18 protein-coding genes are annotated in these 15,120 nt (G+C 61.9%); 9 read left to right on the forward strand and 9 right to left on the reverse strand.

All coding sequences use genetic code 11. The annotated features are described in order from the left end of the window. Positions 1–678 precede the first annotated feature (678 nt). The 6 genes from rluB to ACTJK9_RS13385 all read right to left on the reverse strand — a co-directional run bounded on the left by rluB (position 679) and on the right by ACTJK9_RS13385 (position 5,607). Positions 679–1,896: a 23S rRNA pseudouridine(2605) synthase RluB gene (rluB, locus tag ACTJK9_RS13360; RefSeq protein ID WP_007958356.1), complete on the reverse strand. Its 1,218-nt coding sequence runs from the start codon at positions 1,894–1,896 to the stop codon at positions 679–681. 154 nt (positions 1,897–2,050) lie between these two features. Next, complete coding sequence (locus ACTJK9_RS13365; protein ID WP_007958358.1) at positions 2,051–2,242, reverse strand: DUF1289 domain-containing protein; 192 nt, start codon at positions 2,240–2,242, stop codon at positions 2,051–2,053. Between the two features lie 2 nt (positions 2,243–2,244). Beyond that, complete coding sequence (scpB, locus tag ACTJK9_RS13370; RefSeq protein ID WP_221398963.1) at positions 2,245–3,270, reverse strand: SMC-Scp complex subunit ScpB; 1,026 nt, start codon at positions 3,268–3,270, stop codon at positions 2,245–2,247. 11 nt (positions 3,271–3,281) lie between these two features. Further along, positions 3,282–3,980 (reverse strand): segregation and condensation protein A, encoded by a 699-nt coding sequence (locus ACTJK9_RS13375; protein ID WP_170928268.1) that lies wholly within the window; start codon positions 3,978–3,980, stop codon positions 3,282–3,284. Between the two features lie 120 nt (positions 3,981–4,100). Further along, complete coding sequence (locus tag ACTJK9_RS13380) at positions 4,101–4,730, reverse strand: L-threonylcarbamoyladenylate synthase (protein WP_108563655.1); 630 nt, start codon at positions 4,728–4,730, stop codon at positions 4,101–4,103. Positions 4,731–4,743: 13 nt separating this feature from the next. Next, on the reverse strand, positions 4,744–5,607 hold the full coding sequence (locus tag ACTJK9_RS13385) for a PHP domain-containing protein (RefSeq protein ID WP_064594281.1): 864 nt from the start codon (positions 5,605–5,607) through the stop codon (positions 4,744–4,746). Between the two features lie 87 nt (positions 5,608–5,694). On the opposite strand from ACTJK9_RS13385, the gene ACTJK9_RS13390 reads away from it, so the two are divergent. The 6 genes from ACTJK9_RS13390 (at position 5,695) to ACTJK9_RS13415 (ending at position 9,885) form a co-directional block, all read left to right on the forward strand. Continuing rightward, positions 5,695–6,291, forward strand: coding sequence for a septation protein A (locus ACTJK9_RS13390; protein ID WP_011333003.1), 597 nt, complete (start codon positions 5,695–5,697; stop codon positions 6,289–6,291). A gap of 1 nt (position 6,292) precedes the next feature. Further along, complete coding sequence (locus ACTJK9_RS13395; protein ID WP_440814271.1) at positions 6,293–6,592, forward strand: YciI family protein; 300 nt, start codon at positions 6,293–6,295, stop codon at positions 6,590–6,592. 121 nt (positions 6,593–6,713) lie between these two features. Next, positions 6,714–7,124, forward strand: a complete 411-nt coding sequence (locus tag ACTJK9_RS13400) for a translation initiation factor 2 (RefSeq protein WP_039765500.1) — start codon at positions 6,714–6,716, stop codon at positions 7,122–7,124. Positions 7,125–7,131: 7 nt separating this feature from the next. Then, positions 7,132–7,809 carry a response regulator transcription factor gene (locus tag ACTJK9_RS13405; protein ID WP_007958370.1) on the forward strand — a complete coding sequence of 226 codons (678 nt, stop codon included), beginning with the start codon at positions 7,132–7,134 and terminating at the stop codon, positions 7,807–7,809. 136 nt (positions 7,810–7,945) lie between these two features. Further along, positions 7,946–8,395: a Spy/CpxP family protein refolding chaperone gene (locus ACTJK9_RS13410; protein ID WP_085611559.1), complete on the forward strand. Its 450-nt coding sequence runs from the start codon at positions 7,946–7,948 to the stop codon at positions 8,393–8,395. Between the two features lie 149 nt (positions 8,396–8,544). Next, entirely contained in the window at positions 8,545–9,885 is a 1,341-nt protein-coding gene (locus tag ACTJK9_RS13415) for an ATP-binding protein (RefSeq protein ID WP_440814274.1), read from the forward strand. Between the two features lie 5 nt (positions 9,886–9,890). On the opposite strand, the gene ACTJK9_RS13420 is transcribed toward ACTJK9_RS13415, so the two are convergent. After that, the gene (locus ACTJK9_RS13420) at positions 9,891–10,457 is read right to left on the reverse strand and encodes a nitroreductase family protein (RefSeq protein ID WP_440814276.1); all 567 of its coding nucleotides are present in this window, start codon (positions 10,455–10,457) and stop codon (positions 9,891–9,893) included. A 121-nt stretch (positions 10,458–10,578) separates the two neighbouring features. Between ACTJK9_RS13420 and ACTJK9_RS13425 the strand changes: the two genes are divergently transcribed. Further along, positions 10,579–12,033, forward strand: coding sequence for a TrkH family potassium uptake protein (locus ACTJK9_RS13425; protein ID WP_039765494.1), 1,455 nt, complete (start codon positions 10,579–10,581; stop codon positions 12,031–12,033). On the opposite strand, the gene ACTJK9_RS13430 is transcribed toward ACTJK9_RS13425, so the two are convergent. After that, positions 11,990–13,051: an AraC family transcriptional regulator gene (locus tag ACTJK9_RS13430; RefSeq protein WP_011332998.1), complete on the reverse strand. Its 1,062-nt coding sequence runs from the start codon at positions 13,049–13,051 to the stop codon at positions 11,990–11,992. The two genes, ACTJK9_RS13425 and ACTJK9_RS13430, sit on opposite strands and share 44 nt — an antisense overlap. A gap of 167 nt (positions 13,052–13,218) precedes the next feature. On the opposite strand from ACTJK9_RS13430, the gene ACTJK9_RS13435 reads away from it, so the two are divergent. Next, positions 13,219–13,530, forward strand: coding sequence for a DUF962 domain-containing protein (locus ACTJK9_RS13435; RefSeq protein ID WP_041475173.1), 312 nt, complete (start codon positions 13,219–13,221; stop codon positions 13,528–13,530). A gap of 24 nt (positions 13,531–13,554) precedes the next feature. Continuing rightward, on the forward strand, positions 13,555–14,145 hold the full coding sequence (locus ACTJK9_RS13440) for an HD domain-containing protein (RefSeq protein WP_440814280.1): 591 nt from the start codon (positions 13,555–13,557) through the stop codon (positions 14,143–14,145). A 154-nt stretch (positions 14,146–14,299) separates the two neighbouring features. Here ACTJK9_RS13440 and ACTJK9_RS13445 read toward each other — a convergent pair whose 3' ends face one another. Then, complete coding sequence (locus ACTJK9_RS13445) at positions 14,300–15,115, reverse strand: UDP-2,3-diacylglucosamine diphosphatase (protein WP_007958385.1); 816 nt, start codon at positions 15,113–15,115, stop codon at positions 14,300–14,302. Between the last annotated feature and the right edge of the window lie 5 nt (positions 15,116–15,120).

A 15,120-nucleotide genomic window follows, 5' to 3' on the forward strand; every position in this document is an offset into this window, starting at 1 on the left:
GCTTGTGACGCGGCGGAGTGAACAAGGCGGATAAACCTTGAGGTTTGCGCGATTACGCAGAGGGTCACAGTTAAAACGCGGCGCATTGTACACCGCTAACCCCCTGCTGCCAGACCTCGCCGGATCAGCGTGTCGGTTGCCGGGATTGCATGTGTCCACCCCGGGAAGCCCGGGCGGCTGCAAAAATTGAGTCAGGCCTTTGCAGGCCATCGGCGTGGACGATGGAAAATCGGCCCCACGTGGAGAAGTGAAAATGGATTACGGCGTTCATTGCGCCTCCTTCTTGTTATGCACCTGCACGACAGGCATGCCGCGCATCTCACCCTCCAAACGACGCTGAAACAAGCACGCCAGAGCGCTGCGCAAGGCCCGGCGGGCGTGGCTGCGGCAGATTTTCCTTACAGCCTGACAAAGGCAGCCGGTTCACGGGACTGCGGCGGCTTTTTCGTAAACATTCACTGACAGTGCGTAACGTAAAGTTTCCACTCCAGACCCATCGAAGCGGCGTCCGGTCATTGACGTTAGCTGGCTAACTATTTGAAAGGCGTTAAGTTTTTTGTTTTAAACCAAGAAAAACACGCCAAAAAAAGAAATAAAAAGTCCAAAAAAAAACGCCAACCCTGAGGTTGGCGTTTCTGTTTTCAGCTTGAAGCTTGCCGCTCGAAGCTTACAACCGCGTTATTCCGGCTTCTTGCGACCGAAACCCGGACGCTGGCCGGAACCGGCCGGTGCGCCACGGCGCTTGCCCGACGGCTTGTCATCATCAGCCAGCTTGATGCCTGGACGCTTCGGCGATGGCTTGGACGGACGCTTGGTGTCGACTGGACGATCCGCCACCGGCGTACCGCGACCTTCGCCACGCTCGGTACGGCCATTGGCCGGACGCGGCGTGCGTGGACCGCGTTCGCCATCCGGACGCGCTGCCGGTTTGCGACCTGGACGCTCGCCTTCGATCTGCGGCTCGCGAACCGGACGCGGACCGGCGCCAATCGGCGCACCGTTGGCCGGACGCAGGGTACGCACGCGCTCGGTACGGGCCATCGGACGCGACGACTTGCGCTGCATGCGGTCGAGCTTGTCTTTGCTCTTGGCATTCAGTTGCGGCATCGCCACCGGGGTCAGGCCGACTTCGGCGCTCAGCACGTCGACTTCGTACTGGCTCATTTCGCGCCAGCGGCCCATCGGCAGGTCGGAGTTGAGGAACACCGGACCGAAACGCACGCGCTTCAGGCGGCTGACCACCAGGCCCTGGGATTCCCACAGGCGACGCACTTCACGGTTGCGGCCTTCCATCACCACACAGTGATACCAGTGGTTGAAGCCTTCGCCGCCCGGTGCCTGTTGGATGTCGGTGAACCGCGCCGGGCCGTCTTCCAGCACCACGCCGGCCTTCAGGCGTTCGATCATCTCGTCATCGACTTCGCCGCGCACACGCACCGCGTATTCACGGTCCATCTCGTAGGACGGGTGCATCAGGCGGTTGGCCAGTTCACCGTCGGTGGTGAACATCAGCAGACCGGTGGTGTTGATGTCGAGACGACCGATGTTGATCCAGCGGCCTTCTTTCGGACGCGGCAGCTTGTCGAACACGGTCGGACGGCCTTCCGGGTCGTCACGGGTGCAGATCTCGCCATCGGGCTTGTTGTACATGATCACGCGGCGAACCGACTCGGCGGCTTCTTCGCGCTTGATGACCTTGCCGTCAATGGTGATGGCGTCGTGCATGTCGACGCGCAGGCCCAAGGTGGCGTCTTTGCCATTGACCTTGATCCGGCCGGCAGCGATCCAGGATTCGACGTCACGGCGCGAGCCGACGCCGATACGGGCGAGAACTTTCTGCAGTTTTTCGCCTGCTGGGCCGATTTCCTGGTCGTCTTTCTGATTGATGTCACTCATCTGGGCACCTCCCGGTGTGGTCTGTTCAGCGGCGCTGAATTGAGCCGCTGAAACGTTGAAATCTGGGTTTTCGGGCGAAGGGATCGCCGAAGGGTCGCGAATCATACGCGGATGTGGCCGCGCGCGCATCAGAGACTAGTCGATCAGGCCAAGGTTATTTCTTTTTCCGCCGACCGGTGGCCCCGAGCTTGATCAGACGCAGCGCGGCTTCGGCCAATACAGTGCGCTTGTCGTCCTTGTCGAGTTTCTTCCAGGCCCGGATCTCGCGCTTGCTGCGGCCGCAGCCGAGGCAGATGTCGTCGCTGAACTTGCAGACGCTGATGCACGGGTCCTTGGTCGAGCTCATGCTCAATCCTCGAACTCGCGGCGTTCGGCTTCAATGGCTTCGGCCAGGGCGCGGGCCTCGGCCTCTTCTTCGCTCAGTTCTTCCTCAGCGGCGGGTTCCGGCGCGGGCTGTTCCAGCCGGGCGACGGCAGCCAGCAGTTTTTCCCGGGCTTCGGCCACGCCGAGTACATCGTCTTCCTGCTCGGGCTCCGGCTCAAATTCAGACTCACTCTCAGTCTCAAATTCAGGCTCGAACTCAGGTTCTGGCTCACCCTCGTGCGGCGGCTCGACCGGATCGGATTCAAACTCGGTCGGCAGCGATTCGCCGCCCACCCCGTCACGCAGCAAGTCGTCGAAGTCGGTCTTGATCCCCTCCTCCATGCTGTCCAGTTCCAGCAGCAGGGTGTGGAAACTGGTTTCCTCCTTCGGTTCTTCCGGCTCGGCGCTGGCGTCGGCCAGTTCCTGCAAGCCCGGTGGCACCGGAGCGTCGTCGAAGTCGAGCACCGGTTCCGCCTCGATCTCGCGCAGCTCGGCCAGCGGCGGCAGATCGTCGAGGTTCTTCAGGTTGAAGTGGTCGAGAAACGCCTTGGTGGTGGCGAACATCGCCGGTTTGCCCGGCACGTCGCGGTAACCGACGATGCGAATCCACTCGCGCTCGATCAGCGTCTTGACGATGTTGGTGTTGACCGCCACGCCCCGCACGTCCTCGATTTCGCCCCGAGTGATCGGCTGGCGGTAGGCGATCAGCGCCATGGTTTCCAGCAGTGCGCGGGAATAGCGCTGCGGACGCTCCTCCCACAAGCGACCGACCCACGGTGCGAACTTTTCACGGATTTGCAGGCGATAGCCGGAGGCGACTTCCTTGAGCTCGAACGCCCGGCCCTCGCAGGACTTGCCAAGCAGAGTCAGGGCTTTCTTGAAGACCGGCGGTTCCGGGCGCTCGCCCTCTTCGAACAGTTCATACAGGCGCTCGAGGGATTGCGGCTTTCCCGAGGCCAACAGAAAGGCTTCAAGCAGGGACGCCAGCTCGCGGGGTTCAGTCAGGTTCATATCGGGACTCGTTATTCGGCTCGGGCTCGCACGTGGATCGCGGCGAACGGCTCATTCTGCACCAGCTCGATCAGGGATTCCTTGACCAGTTCAAGGATCGCCATGAAGGTCACCACCACCCCGAGCTTGCCCTCTTCGGCGGTGAACAGCTCGATGAACGGCACAAACCCGCCGCCCTTGAGACGCTCCAGCACGTCGCTCATGCGCTCGCGGGTGGACAGCGCCTCGCGGCTGACCTGATGGCTTTCGAACATGTCGCCGCGGCGCAGCACTTCGGCCATGGACATCAGGATTTCTTCCAGCGCCACGTCCGGCAACAGCTTGCGCGCGCGGGCTTCCGGGGCATCGAGCTTGGGCACGATCACGTCGCGACCGACCCGGCTCAGGCCATCGATGCCTTCAGCGGCAGCCTTGAACCGTTCGTACTCCTGCAGACGGCGAATCAGTTCGGCGCGCGGGTCGTCCTCTTCGTCCTCGACGGTTTCGGCCCGGGGCAGCAGCATCCGCGACTTGATCTCGGCCAGCATCGCGGCCATCACCAGGTACTCGGCGGCCAGTTCCAGGCGCACCGACTGCATCAGCTCGACATAGCCCATGTACTGGCGGGTAATTTCCGCCACGGGGATGTCGAGGATGTTGATGTTCTGTTTGCGGATCAGGTACAGCAACAGGTCGAGCGGGCCTTCGAAGGCTTCGAGGAAGACTTCCAGCGCATCCGGCGGGATGTACAGGTCCAGCGGCATTTCCGTGACGGCCTGGCCGTAGACCATGGCAAACGGCAGTTCCTGCTGGGCACCGGCCTGGGGATCAACGGTTTCCACTGCGGACATTCAGGCCTCGACCATGAATGGCGCGGGATCGCCGCAACCGACGCGGATCACTTCCGGATCGTCGCCCGTGAGGTCGATCACGGTGGAGGCCTTGATACCGCCGGAACCGCCGTCGATGATCAGATCCACCTGATGTTCGAGCAACTGGCGCATTTCGTACGGGTCGCTCAACGGGTCTTCATCGCCCGGCATGATCAGGGTCACGCTCATCAACGGCTCGCCCAGTTCGGCCAGCAGCGCCAGCGCGATCGGATGGCTCGGCACCCGCAGACCGATGGTGCGCTTCTTCGGATGCAGCAACAGGCGCGGCACTTCGCGGGTGGCGTTGAGAATGAAGGTGTACGGCCCCGGCAGGTGGGCCTTGAGGATTCGAAACGTCCCGGTGTCGATCTTGGCGTAATTGCCCAGTTGCGACAGGTCGCTGCAGATCAGCGCGAAGTTGTGTTTCTCGTCGAGCTGACGCAGGCGTCGAACGCGCTCGATGGCGTTCTTGTCGCCGATCTGGCAGCCGATTGCGTAGGAAGAGTCCGTGGGATAGACCACCACTCCGCCCTTGCGGATGATCTCGACCGCCTGTTTGATCAGGCGCGCTTGCGGGTTTTCCGGATGAATCTGGAAAAATTGACTCACATTCTCTACCTGTTCAGACGGCGGCAATAACTGGGTCATGTTTGAACCGACCCCACAGGGGTGGAAGGTCCTCCGGCACCGGCCGGTACTGGCCGATCTCGGACCAGCCACCAGGGCCATGGAAATCACTGCCGGCGCTGACCAGCAGACCGAACTCACGGGCAAGGATGGCAAGGCTGCCCACCTGTTCCGCAGGCTGATGACCGTTGACCACTTCGATCGCATGCCCGCCCGCTTGAATATAGTCGGCAATCAGCTTTCGGCGCTTGCTGCGGGTGAAATCGTAGTGCCACGGATGCGCCAGGCTGACCCAGGCGCCGGCGGCGCGCAACGTGCCGACGGTGTCTTCCAGGGTCGGCCAATGCTGCTTGACGTCCCCCAGCTTGCCGGCGCCGAGCCATTTACGAAACGCCTCGGCGCGATCCTTTACAAAACCTTCACGCACCATCCAGTCGGCGAAATGCGGGCGGGCCGGCGCGTTGCCGCTGTCGCCCAATTCCTGCTGGATCTGCCGCGCGCCGTCGAGCGCATTCGGCATGCCCTTGAGGGCGAGCTTGCGGCTTATTTCTTCAGACCGCAGCCAGCGGCCGTCGTGCAACTTCGCAATCGCCTCGACCAACGGCGCGGCATTGACGTCAAAACCATAGCCGAGCACGTGAATGGTCGCCCCGCCCCAAGTGCAGGACAATTCGACGCCGTTGACCAGTTGCATGCCCAGCCCCTCGGCGGCCGTGCGCGCTTCGGCGAGGCCTTCGAGGGTGTCGTGGTCGGTCAGGGCCAGGACTCGCACGCCGTTCTCGAACGCACGCGCAACCAGTGCCGCAGGCGCCAGGGCGCCATCGGAGGCCGTGCTGTGGCAGTGCAAATCAACATTCACGGGGATGTGTTACCTCAAATCAGCTGGCGCTATCGCGCGCCCATATGTTTGTTATTATGCCGCCACATCCAGCTTCTGGCTCTCACTGTGAAACAATTCATCGATTTCATCCCGCTTCTGCTGTTCTTCATCGTCTACAAACTCGATCCACGCACCGTCGACGTTGCCGGCCATGAACTGACGGTAGGCGGCATTTACAGTGCCACCGCCATGCTGATCATCAGCTCCCTGGTGGTGTACGGCGCGCTCTTCATCAAGCAGCGCAAGCTGGAGAAGAGCCAATGGCTGACCCTGATCGCCTGCCTGGTGTTCGGCAGCCTGACCCTGGCCTTTCACAGCGAAACCTTCCTGAAATGGAAAGCCCCGGTGGTCAACTGGCTGTTCGCCCTGGCCTTCATCGGCAGCCATTTCATCGGTGACCGCCTGCTGATCAAGCGCATCATGGGTCACGCGTTGACTCTGCCGGATCCGGTCTGGACCCGCCTTAACATCGCCTGGATCGCCTTTTTCCTGTTCTGCGGGGCCGCCAACCTGTTCGTCGCCTTCACCTTCCAGAGCATCTGGGTGGACTTCAAGGTGTTCGGCAGCCTGGGCATGACCGTGCTGTTCCTGGTCGGTCAGGGCATCTACCTGTCCCGTCACCTGCACGACGCCGATACCACAACGCCAAAAACCGAGGACTGACATGCACTACGCCATCATTGCCACCGACGTCGCCAACTCCCTGGAAGCCCGCCTCGCTGCGCGCCCGGCACACCTTGAACGCCTGCAAGTGCTCAAGGGCGAAGGCCGCATCGTGCTGGCCGGCCCGCACCCGGCGGTCGACAGCAATGATCCGGGCGCAGCAGGTTTCAGCGGCAGCCTGATCGTCGCCGAATTCGACTCCCTGAGCGCGGCGCAAGCCTGGGCCGATGCCGACCCGTACGTCGCCGCCGGCGTCTACGCCAATGTTGTCGTGAAGCCGTTCAAGCAAGTCCTGCCGTAACCTCCCCCGCAAAAGCCCTCAGCGCGATGAACCTTGTCGGTTCATCGCGTTCTCAATCGCTCATTATTCTCGTTTGCCGGCCGACAACCTGCCCAATATCCATTTGGAAACAGGAGTCGCGATGCGCAAGGGTCCGTTGTGTCTGATGTTGGTCACGTTGTCGATCATGGCGCCCGCCCATGGTGAAGAAAGCACCGAAGGCAACAGCTCCACGCCGCTTTCATTGAGCGCCGGCAGCCAGATCACCGAGTTGCAGCAGCGCCTGAAGGCCAGCGAGCAGCAACGGGAAGAACTGAGCAAACAACTGCAAAATGCCGACAACACCCGCGAAAGCGCCCAGCTCGCCCGGTTGCGCCAGGAGAACCAGCGTCTGAAGCTGCAACTCAAGGAAGCCCAGGCCAGCCCGCTGCCGCGCCTGTTGACCGAACAGCAGCAATGGTTCGTCACCGGGGCCGGGGTAGCGCTATTGGCGCTGCTCTGCGGTATCTTTGCCAGTGGAGCAAGCCGAAAACGTCGGCAATGGCTAAATTGAGTGAGTCATGAGCGAGCTGTTACTGATTGATGATGACCAGGAGTTGTGTGAACTCCTGAGTAGCTGGCTGAGCCAGGAAGGCTTTCAGGTCCGGGCCTGCCACGATGGTCAGAGTGCCCGCAAGGCGCTGGCCGAAACCGCGCCGGCGGCCGTGGTGCTGGACGTGATGCTGCCCGACGGCAGCGGTCTGGAACTGCTCAAGCAACTGCGTAGCGATCATGCCGACCTGCCGGTGCTGATGCTTTCGGCCCGGGGCGAGCCGCTGGACCGAATTCTCGGCCTGGAACTGGGCGCCGACGATTACCTGGCCAAACCTTGCGATCCACGCGAACTGACCGCCCGCCTGCGCGCCGTGCTGCGCCGCAGTCATCCGGCCGCCGTGTCGACCCAGCTCGAACTGGGCGACCTGAGCTTCAGCCCGGTGCGCGGCGTGGTCAGCATCGACGAAAAGGAATTCACCCTCACCGTCTCCGAAAGCCGTCTGCTTGAAGCCCTGCTCAAGCAACCGGGCGAGCCGCTGGACAAACAGGAACTGGCGCAGATCGCCCTCGGCCGCAAGCTGACCCTGTACGACCGCAGCCTGGACATGCACGTCAGCAACCTGCGCAAAAAGATCGGCCCGCACCCCGACGGCCGCCCGCGCATCGTGGCCCTGCGCAGCCGTGGCTACTACTACAGCCTCTGATCGTCTGTCAGTTTTGTCAGGTCGGCGCGAAAACGTGTTTACCCAAGCTTTACACAGCGCTGACCGCCGCTGACCTTGATCTCCGTAATCTGTACTCATCCGGAACGTACCGGGAACGAGACAAAGGAGATTCACCATGCGCAAGACTCTTATCGCTCTGATGTTCGCCGCTGCCCTGCCGACCGTCGCCATGGCCATGCCACAGGATGGCGGCCCGATGGGTGGCCCGCTGGACGGCCCGCGCCATGGCGGTCAGATGCACGGCATGCACGGCAAAGGCCCGTACAGCCAGCTCGACTTGTCCCGCGAACAGCGCGAGCAGATCCGCAAGATCATGGGCGAGCAGATGCACGAGCGTAAACAGACGGTCGAAAAATACCTGGAGAAACTCTCGCCAGCCGACCAGAAAGCCATGAAGGACGAGATGGCGGCCAACCACAAGAAAGCCGAATCCGATGTTCGCGCCGTGCTGAAACCGGATCAACAGAAGAAATTCGACGAGATCCAGAAGAAACGGGCCGAACGTCGCGCCGAATGGGCCGAGTTCAAAGCCTGGAAAGCGCAACAGCCGCAAAAGGCGCAATAATGCAGTAACCCCGGACCCGACGGCTAAACGCCGTCGGATCTGTTGCCACTCAATTCAAATGTGGGAGCGGGNATCATCAGTGACTGACACCCCGCATTCGCGAGCAAGCCCGCTCCCACATTAGATTTGTTTTTGTTTGAGGATTTTCTGTGCGTTCATTGTTCTGGCGTATCCTCGCCAGCTTCTGGCTGGCCATCGCTCTGGTTGCAGGGCTTTCCATTCTGCTGGGGCACATGCTCAACCAGGACGCCTGGATCCTCAGCCGCCATCCGGGCCTCAACACCCTGGCTGCCGAATGGACGCAGACCTACGAAGCCCAGGGCGAAGACGCCGCCCAGGACATCCTCGAACAGCGCAAACGCCAGTACCACATCGACGTGCAGGTGCTGAACGAAAGCGGCGACCCGGTAGTGCGCGGCACCTTCCCCCGGCGCGCGGCCGCCTTCGAGGCGCGGCAGAACAACGATGACCGACGCCTGCCCTGGCGCCGACTGACCGACGAATTCACCAGCGACAAAAGCGGCGACACCTACCTCTTCATCTACCGCATCCCGCACCCGGAACTCGACGCCTGGCACCGCGAAAGCCTGCTCTGGCCGTTGAGTGCGCTGGGCATCGCGCTGGTGGTGCTGACCCTGTTCAGCCTGCTGGTGACCTTTTCCATCACCCGTCCGCTCAGCCGTTTGCGCGGCGCGGTGCATGACCTCGGCCAGACCACCTATCAGCAGAACAGCCTGGCGCAACTGGCCAACCGTCGTGATGAATTCGGCGTGCTGGCCAATGACTTCAACCGCATGGGCGCACGCCTGCAAAGTCTGATCGGCAGTCAGCGCCAACTGTTGCGCGACGTGTCTCACGAATTGCGCTCACCGCTGGCCAGGCTGCGTATCGCCCTGGCTTTGGCCGAACGTGCAAGCCCCGAAGAACGGGAAAAACTCTGGCCGCGCCTGACCCGCGAGTGTGATCGCCTGGAAGCGCTGATCAGTGAAATTCTGGTGCTGGCGCGAGTCGATGCCGACAACGCCAGCGCCGAAGAGGTGGATTTGAATGCCCTGCTCGCCACGCTGCAAAAAGACGCTCAATTGGGTTCGCCAGAGCAGACCGTGCGTCTGGAGGCCGAGCCGGCGCTCAATCTGACAGGCTGGCCGACCATGATCGAACGCGCCGTGGACAACCTGCTGCGCAATGCCCAACGCTTCAACCCGGTCGGGCAGTCGATTGAAATGCAGGCGTCACGTCAGGGCGAACGGATCGTGATCAGCGTGCGTGACCATGGGCCCGGGGTGCAGGCCGAGCACCTGAGCCAGTTGGGCGAACCGTTTTATCGGGCACCGGGACAGACCGCTGCCGGCCATGGCCTGGGGCTGGCGATAGCCCGGCGGGCAGCGGAGCGGCATGGCGGGACGTTGGTGCTCGCCAATCACCCGCAGGGCGGATTTGTGGCCAGTCTGGAATTACCGCTGGAGCCAGGGGCTGTTGTTCAGCCCTGATGGAGTCAGGCTTTACCCGACCACGCGCTGACAAACTCCACCAGATCAACTTTCTCCGCCACCCGCGGTTCTTTCTGCGGCGTGCCGAGGTACAGGAAGGCAATCACCTCTTCGTCATCCGTCAGGCCCAAACCCTTGGCGACATGTTTCGAGTACGCCAGATCACCGGTGCGCCACACCGCGCCAATCCCCTGCGCGTAAGCCGCCAGCAGAATCCCGTGAGCCGCACAACCTGCGGCCAGCAACTGCTCGGCCTTGGGGTATTTGACGTGATCCTGCAACTTGGCGATGACCACGACCACCAGCGGCGCCCGCAGCGGGCCGTTGCGTGCCTTGTCGATCATCGCTTCGGTGACTTCGCCTTCCTGCATCTGTGCAGCTTCGGCCAGCAACTCGCCCATCTGCTCACGCGCCGCGCCTTCGACGGTCAGGAAGCGATACGGCTGCAAATGGCCGTGGTCCGGTGCACGGGTCGCGGCGGCAAACAGCACTTCGCGCTGTGCGGCAGTGGGGGCCGGATCGATCAGTCGTGGAACGGAAACACGGTTGAGCAAAGCGTCGAGAGCCTGCATCGGCCACCTCCTGAAAAAAATGTCCGGCTATTCTAGCTGCAAGTGATCCAGACGCGTCGGTTTACATGCCTTGCACCGCAGGTAGAATGGCGCCCTTCCCACATCAGCCCGAGCGGACTTCATGGCGTTGCCGACCTTACGGATCATTGGTTTCATCATCGGCATCTTCCTGATCACCCTGGCCGTCGCCATGGTCGTGCCCATGGCCACCCTGGTGATTTTCGAGCGCACCGGCGATCTGCCGTCGTTCCTCTGGGCGAGCATGATCACCTTCGTCGCCGGCCTCGCGCTGGTCATTCCCGGCCGCCCGGAACACATTCACCTGCGCCCCCGGGACATGTACCTGCTGACCGTCAGCAGCTGGCTGGTGGTGTGCATTTTCGCCGCGCTGCCGTTTTTGCTGACCCAGCACATCAGCTACACCGACTCGTTCTTCGAAAGCATGTCCGGCATCACGGCCACCGGGTCGACCGTACTCAACCATCTGGACGACATGTCCCCCGGCATCCTGATGTGGCGCTCGCTGCTGCACTGGATCGGCGGTATCGGCTTCATCGGCATGGCGGTGGCGATCCTGCCGCTGCTGCGCATCGGTGGCATGCGGCTGTTCCAGACCGAATCCTCGGACCGCTCGGAAAAGGTCATGCCCCGCTCGCACATGGTGGCGCGGCTGATCGTGGCAGCCTACGTCGGCATCACGATTCTCGGCAGCCTGGCGTTCTGGTGGGCCGGGATGAGCCCGTTCGATGCGATCAACCACGCGATGTCAGCGATTTCCACCGGCGGGTTCTCCACCTCCGACCAGTCCCTGGCCAAGTGGACGCAACCGGCGGTGCACTGGGTGGCGGTGGTGGTGATGATTCTCGGCAGCCTGCCGTTCACCCTGTACGTAGCGACACTGCGCGGCAACCGTCGGGCGCTGATCAAGGATCAACAGGTGCAGGGTTTGCTCGGGATGTTGCTGGCGACCTGGCTGGTGCTCGGCACCTGGTACTGGTGGACCACCAACCTGCACTGGCTGGACGCGCTGCGCCACGTGGCGCTGAACGTGACGTCGGTGGTCACTACCACGGGGTTTGCGCTGGGGGACTACAGCCTGTGGGGCAATTTCTCGCTGATGCTGTTCTTCTATCTGGGCTTCGTCGGTGGCTGTTCCGGTTCGACGGCGGGCGGGATCAAGATCTTCCGTTTCCAGGTCGCCTACATTTTGCTCAAGGCCAACCTTAACCAGCTGATTCACCCACGAGCGGTGATCAAGCAGAAGTACAACGGTCATCGCCTCGACGAAGAAATCGTCCGGTCGATTCTGACCTTTTCGTTCTTCTTCGCGATCACCATCTGCGTGATCGCCCTGCTGCTGTCGCTGCTGGGCGTGGACTGGATGACCGCGTTGACCGGCGCCGCCAGCACCGTGTCCGGCGTAGGCCCGGGCCTGGGCGAGACCATCGGCCCGGCCGGCAACTTCGCCAGCCTGCCGGATGCGGCCAAGTGGATTCTGTCGTTCGGCATGCTGCTCGGCCGACTGGAGATCATTACGGTGTTTGTACTGTGTATTCCGGCGTTCTGGCGTCACTGATCGCCTTCGGCGCCTCCAGCAACCGCGCCCGGTAATCGCCGGGCGTGGTGTCGAACCAGCGACGGAAGGCGCGGAAGAAATTGCTCGGATCGGCAAACCCCAGCAGATAGGCAATCTCCAGCAAGGTCATGCTCGGTTGCGCCAGGTATTGCTCGGCGAGTTCGCGGCGGGTGTCATCGAGCAACTGCTGAAAACTGGTGCCCTCCTCCTGCAAACGACGTTGCAAGGTGCGCTGCGACAGGTGCAGGGTCTGCGCCACCGTATCGCGCTTGGGTTCGCCCTGCGGCAGCAGGCGGCACAACACCTGACGCGCCTTGTGGGTCACGCGGCTTTCGGAAAAACGCGCCAGATATTCCCCGGCAAACCGGTCATGCAGCAGCGCCATCGCTTCGTTGGCGGTGGGCAGCGGCGCTTCCATGTCGGCCCGTTCGAAGATCAGCGCGTCATACGGCGCGTTGAACACCAGCGGTGCATGGAAGGCTTGTTTGTAGGGTTCAAGATCATCCGGCTCGTCGCCCTGCACCAGCACTTTGCGCGGGTGCAGCGTGCGCCCGGTCAGCCAGCCGCACAGCGCGAGTGCGCAGGCCAGCGAGGCTTCTGCGCTTTGGCGGGTCGGCGGCAGGTGATCGCCATGCACCGTCAGAATCAGCGCATAACCTTCGTCGAGCAGACGAAAACTCAGGTCGGCACTTTCGGCGATGATCCGCTGATACCGCACCAGACGCTGAAAACCTTCCGCCAGGGTATTGCTGGACATCAGCGCGTAGCCCGCGACATGGAACGAAGCCGGCCGCACCACCTTGCCCATGTTCAGGCCGATCGCCGGATTCCCGGACAGCTCGACCGCCCGTTGCCAGAGTCGGGTCATGGAATCCTGTGGGAAGCGTGCGTCCGGATCCTCCAGCGCCGCGTAGTCGAGCCCCAGCTGTCTGAACAGAACCCGACAATCCAGGCCGTCCATTTCCAGTGCTTTGACAATCCCCATCGCCCAGCTTGCAGAAGTCGTTCTTTCGCTCATGGCGTTTTTTCTTGGATGACATGGTAAGCCGCATACTACGGCCGATTTCCCAAGGATAGTAAAGTGGCGCCGATTGTCACTGGCCGACGCCAACGATCACTCTAGACTCAAATAAGCTACCCGCCGAACAACTTGCAATCAGAACAATAGCCACAGAGATCGCAGTCGTGGAAACCCTCAAGCCTTTCAACAGCTTCGCCGAGTTCTATCCGTATTACCTCAGCGAGCACAGCAACAGCACCTGCCGTCGCCTGCATTTCATCGGCACGACGCTGGTGATCTTCATCCTCGCCCTGACCATCGCCAAGGGCGCCTGGCTGCTTTTACTTGCGTTGCCGCTGGCGGGCTACAGCTTTGCCTGGGTCGGCCATTTCTTTTTCGAGAAAAACCGCCCGGCCACCTTCCAGCACCCGTTCTACAGCCTGCTCGGCGACTTCGTCATGTACCGCGACATGATCCTGGGCCGCGTGCCGTTCTAGAAATTCCGACCAAGAGGATTGCCGATGAATGCCAATGCCCGTTTCACCCACATGAAGGACGGCACGCAGGAAGACTGGGCGATCATTGCGGCGGATTTCAGCGCCTACGCCCGTCAGTTGCCGGGCCGGATCATGGCCCACCTGAAACTGCTCGAAGGCGATTTCGGCGGTTTCCCGGTGGATCGCCTGACCCATTCGCTGCAAACCGCCACCCGCGCCTTTCGCGACGGGCGCGACGAGGAATACGTGGTCTGCGCCCTGCTCCACGACATCGGCGACACCCTCGGTTCCTACAATCACCCGGACATCGCTGCCGCCATCCTCAAGCCGTTCGTCAGCGCCGAGAACCTGTGGATGGTGGAAAAGCACGGGATCTTCCAGGGCTATTACTTCTTCCATCACCTGGGCATGGATCGGCACCTGCGCGAGCAATTCAGCGACCACCCGCAGTTTCTGGCGACCGCGGAGTTTTGCGCCAAATACGACGCGGCGGCGTTCGACCCCGAGTACGACACCCTGCCGCTGAGCTTCTTCGAGCCGATGATGGAAAGGCTGTTCGCCCAGCCGAAGAACTCGATCTACAAGGCGGCAATGGAAGAACACACCCCGGCCTGATGTTGTCTGCACCGGCCTCATCGCTGGCAAGCCAGCTCCCACAGGTTTTTGGGGTGTACACAAAGGCTACGTACACCTTCGACCACTGTGGGAGCGGGCTTGCCCCGGGCGGCGATCCGACGATGAGGCCAGCAAAAAACGACACACATCTTTTCTAAGCCAGCTCGGCAACCTTCGCCGCTTTCAACTCGGCCTCTCGCGCCTGCGCATCGGCCAGGCGATACAGCTCGATCGTGCCGTCCCAGTGCTCGATCAGCGCCGTACACGACTCCACCCAGTCGCCACAATTGAGGTAGTCCACCTCGCCGACCTTGCGGATCTCGGCGTGGTGAATGTGTCCGCAGACCACCCCGTGCAACTCGCGTTTCACGCATTCGTGGGCGATGGCTTCTTCAAAGTCGCTGATGAAGCTGACCGCAGTCTTCACCTTGTGCTTGAGATAGGCCGACAGCGACCAGTAGCCATAACCGTATTTCGCCCGCCAGTGATTGAGCCAGCGGTTGAGGGTCAGGGTGAATTCGTAGGCCGAATCGCCGAGGAACGCGAGCCAGCGGTGGTAACGGGTGATCACGTCGAACTGGTCACCGTGAATCACCAGCAGATGCCGGCCATCGGCGGTGACGTGGACTGCCTCGTCGACCAGCTGGATGTTGCCCAGAATCAGTTTCGAATAGCGGCGCAGGAATTCGTCGTGGTTGCCGGTGACGTAGATCACCTCGGTGCCACGCTTGCTCATGGTCAGCAAACGGCGAATCACGTTGGTGTGGGCCTGGGGCCAATACATGCCGCCGCGCAGTTTCCAGCCGTCGATGATGTCACCGACCAGGTAGATCTTGTCGGCGTGATAGCCCTTGAGAAATTGCGACAGATGCTCGGCCTGGCAATCCCGCGTGCCCAGGTGCACGTCGGAGATCCACAGGGTGCGAACCCGTTGTTTACGGCTGGGTCTGGCGAGCTCGGCGCTGGTCATGGGCA

The organism is Pseudomonas sp. 22082 (assembly GCF_052046055.1).
In the GTDB taxonomy this organism is placed as follows: Bacteria; Pseudomonadota; Gammaproteobacteria; order Pseudomonadales; family Pseudomonadaceae; genus Aquipseudomonas; species Aquipseudomonas pharyngis.

Coding starts and splice junctions, on each gene's coding strand:
- rluB (WP_007958356.1), bottom strand. CDS start 1,896: ATGAGTGACATCAATCAGAAAGACGACCAGGAAATCGGCCCAGCAGGC.
- ACTJK9_RS13365 (WP_007958358.1), bottom strand. CDS start 2,242: ATGAGCTCGACCAAGGACCCGTGCATCAGCGTCTGCAAGTTCAGCGAC.
- scpB (WP_221398963.1), bottom strand. CDS start 3,270: ATGAACCTGACTGAACCCCGCGAGCTGGCGTCCCTGCTTGAAGCCTTT.
- ACTJK9_RS13395 (WP_440814271.1), top strand. CDS start 6,293: ATGCACTACGCCATCATTGCCACCGACGTCGCCAACTCCCTGGAAGCC.
- ACTJK9_RS13400 (WP_039765500.1), top strand. CDS start 6,714: ATGCGCAAGGGTCCGTTGTGTCTGATGTTGGTCACGTTGTCGATCATG.
- ACTJK9_RS13405 (WP_007958370.1), top strand. CDS start 7,132: ATGAGCGAGCTGTTACTGATTGATGATGACCAGGAGTTGTGTGAACTC.
- ACTJK9_RS13410 (WP_085611559.1), top strand. CDS start 7,946: ATGCGCAAGACTCTTATCGCTCTGATGTTCGCCGCTGCCCTGCCGACC.
- ACTJK9_RS13420 (WP_440814276.1), bottom strand. CDS start 10,457: ATGCAGGCTCTCGACGCTTTGCTCAACCGTGTTTCCGTTCCACGACTG.
- ACTJK9_RS13425 (WP_039765494.1), top strand. CDS start 10,579: ATGGCGTTGCCGACCTTACGGATCATTGGTTTCATCATCGGCATCTTC.
- ACTJK9_RS13430 (WP_011332998.1), bottom strand. CDS start 13,051: ATGAGCGAAAGAACGACTTCTGCAAGCTGGGCGATGGGGATTGTCAAA.
- ACTJK9_RS13440 (WP_440814280.1), top strand. CDS start 13,555: ATGAATGCCAATGCCCGTTTCACCCACATGAAGGACGGCACGCAGGAA.
- ACTJK9_RS13445 (WP_007958385.1), bottom strand. CDS start 15,115: ATGACCAGCGCCGAGCTCGCCAGACCCAGCCGTAAACAACGGGTTCGC.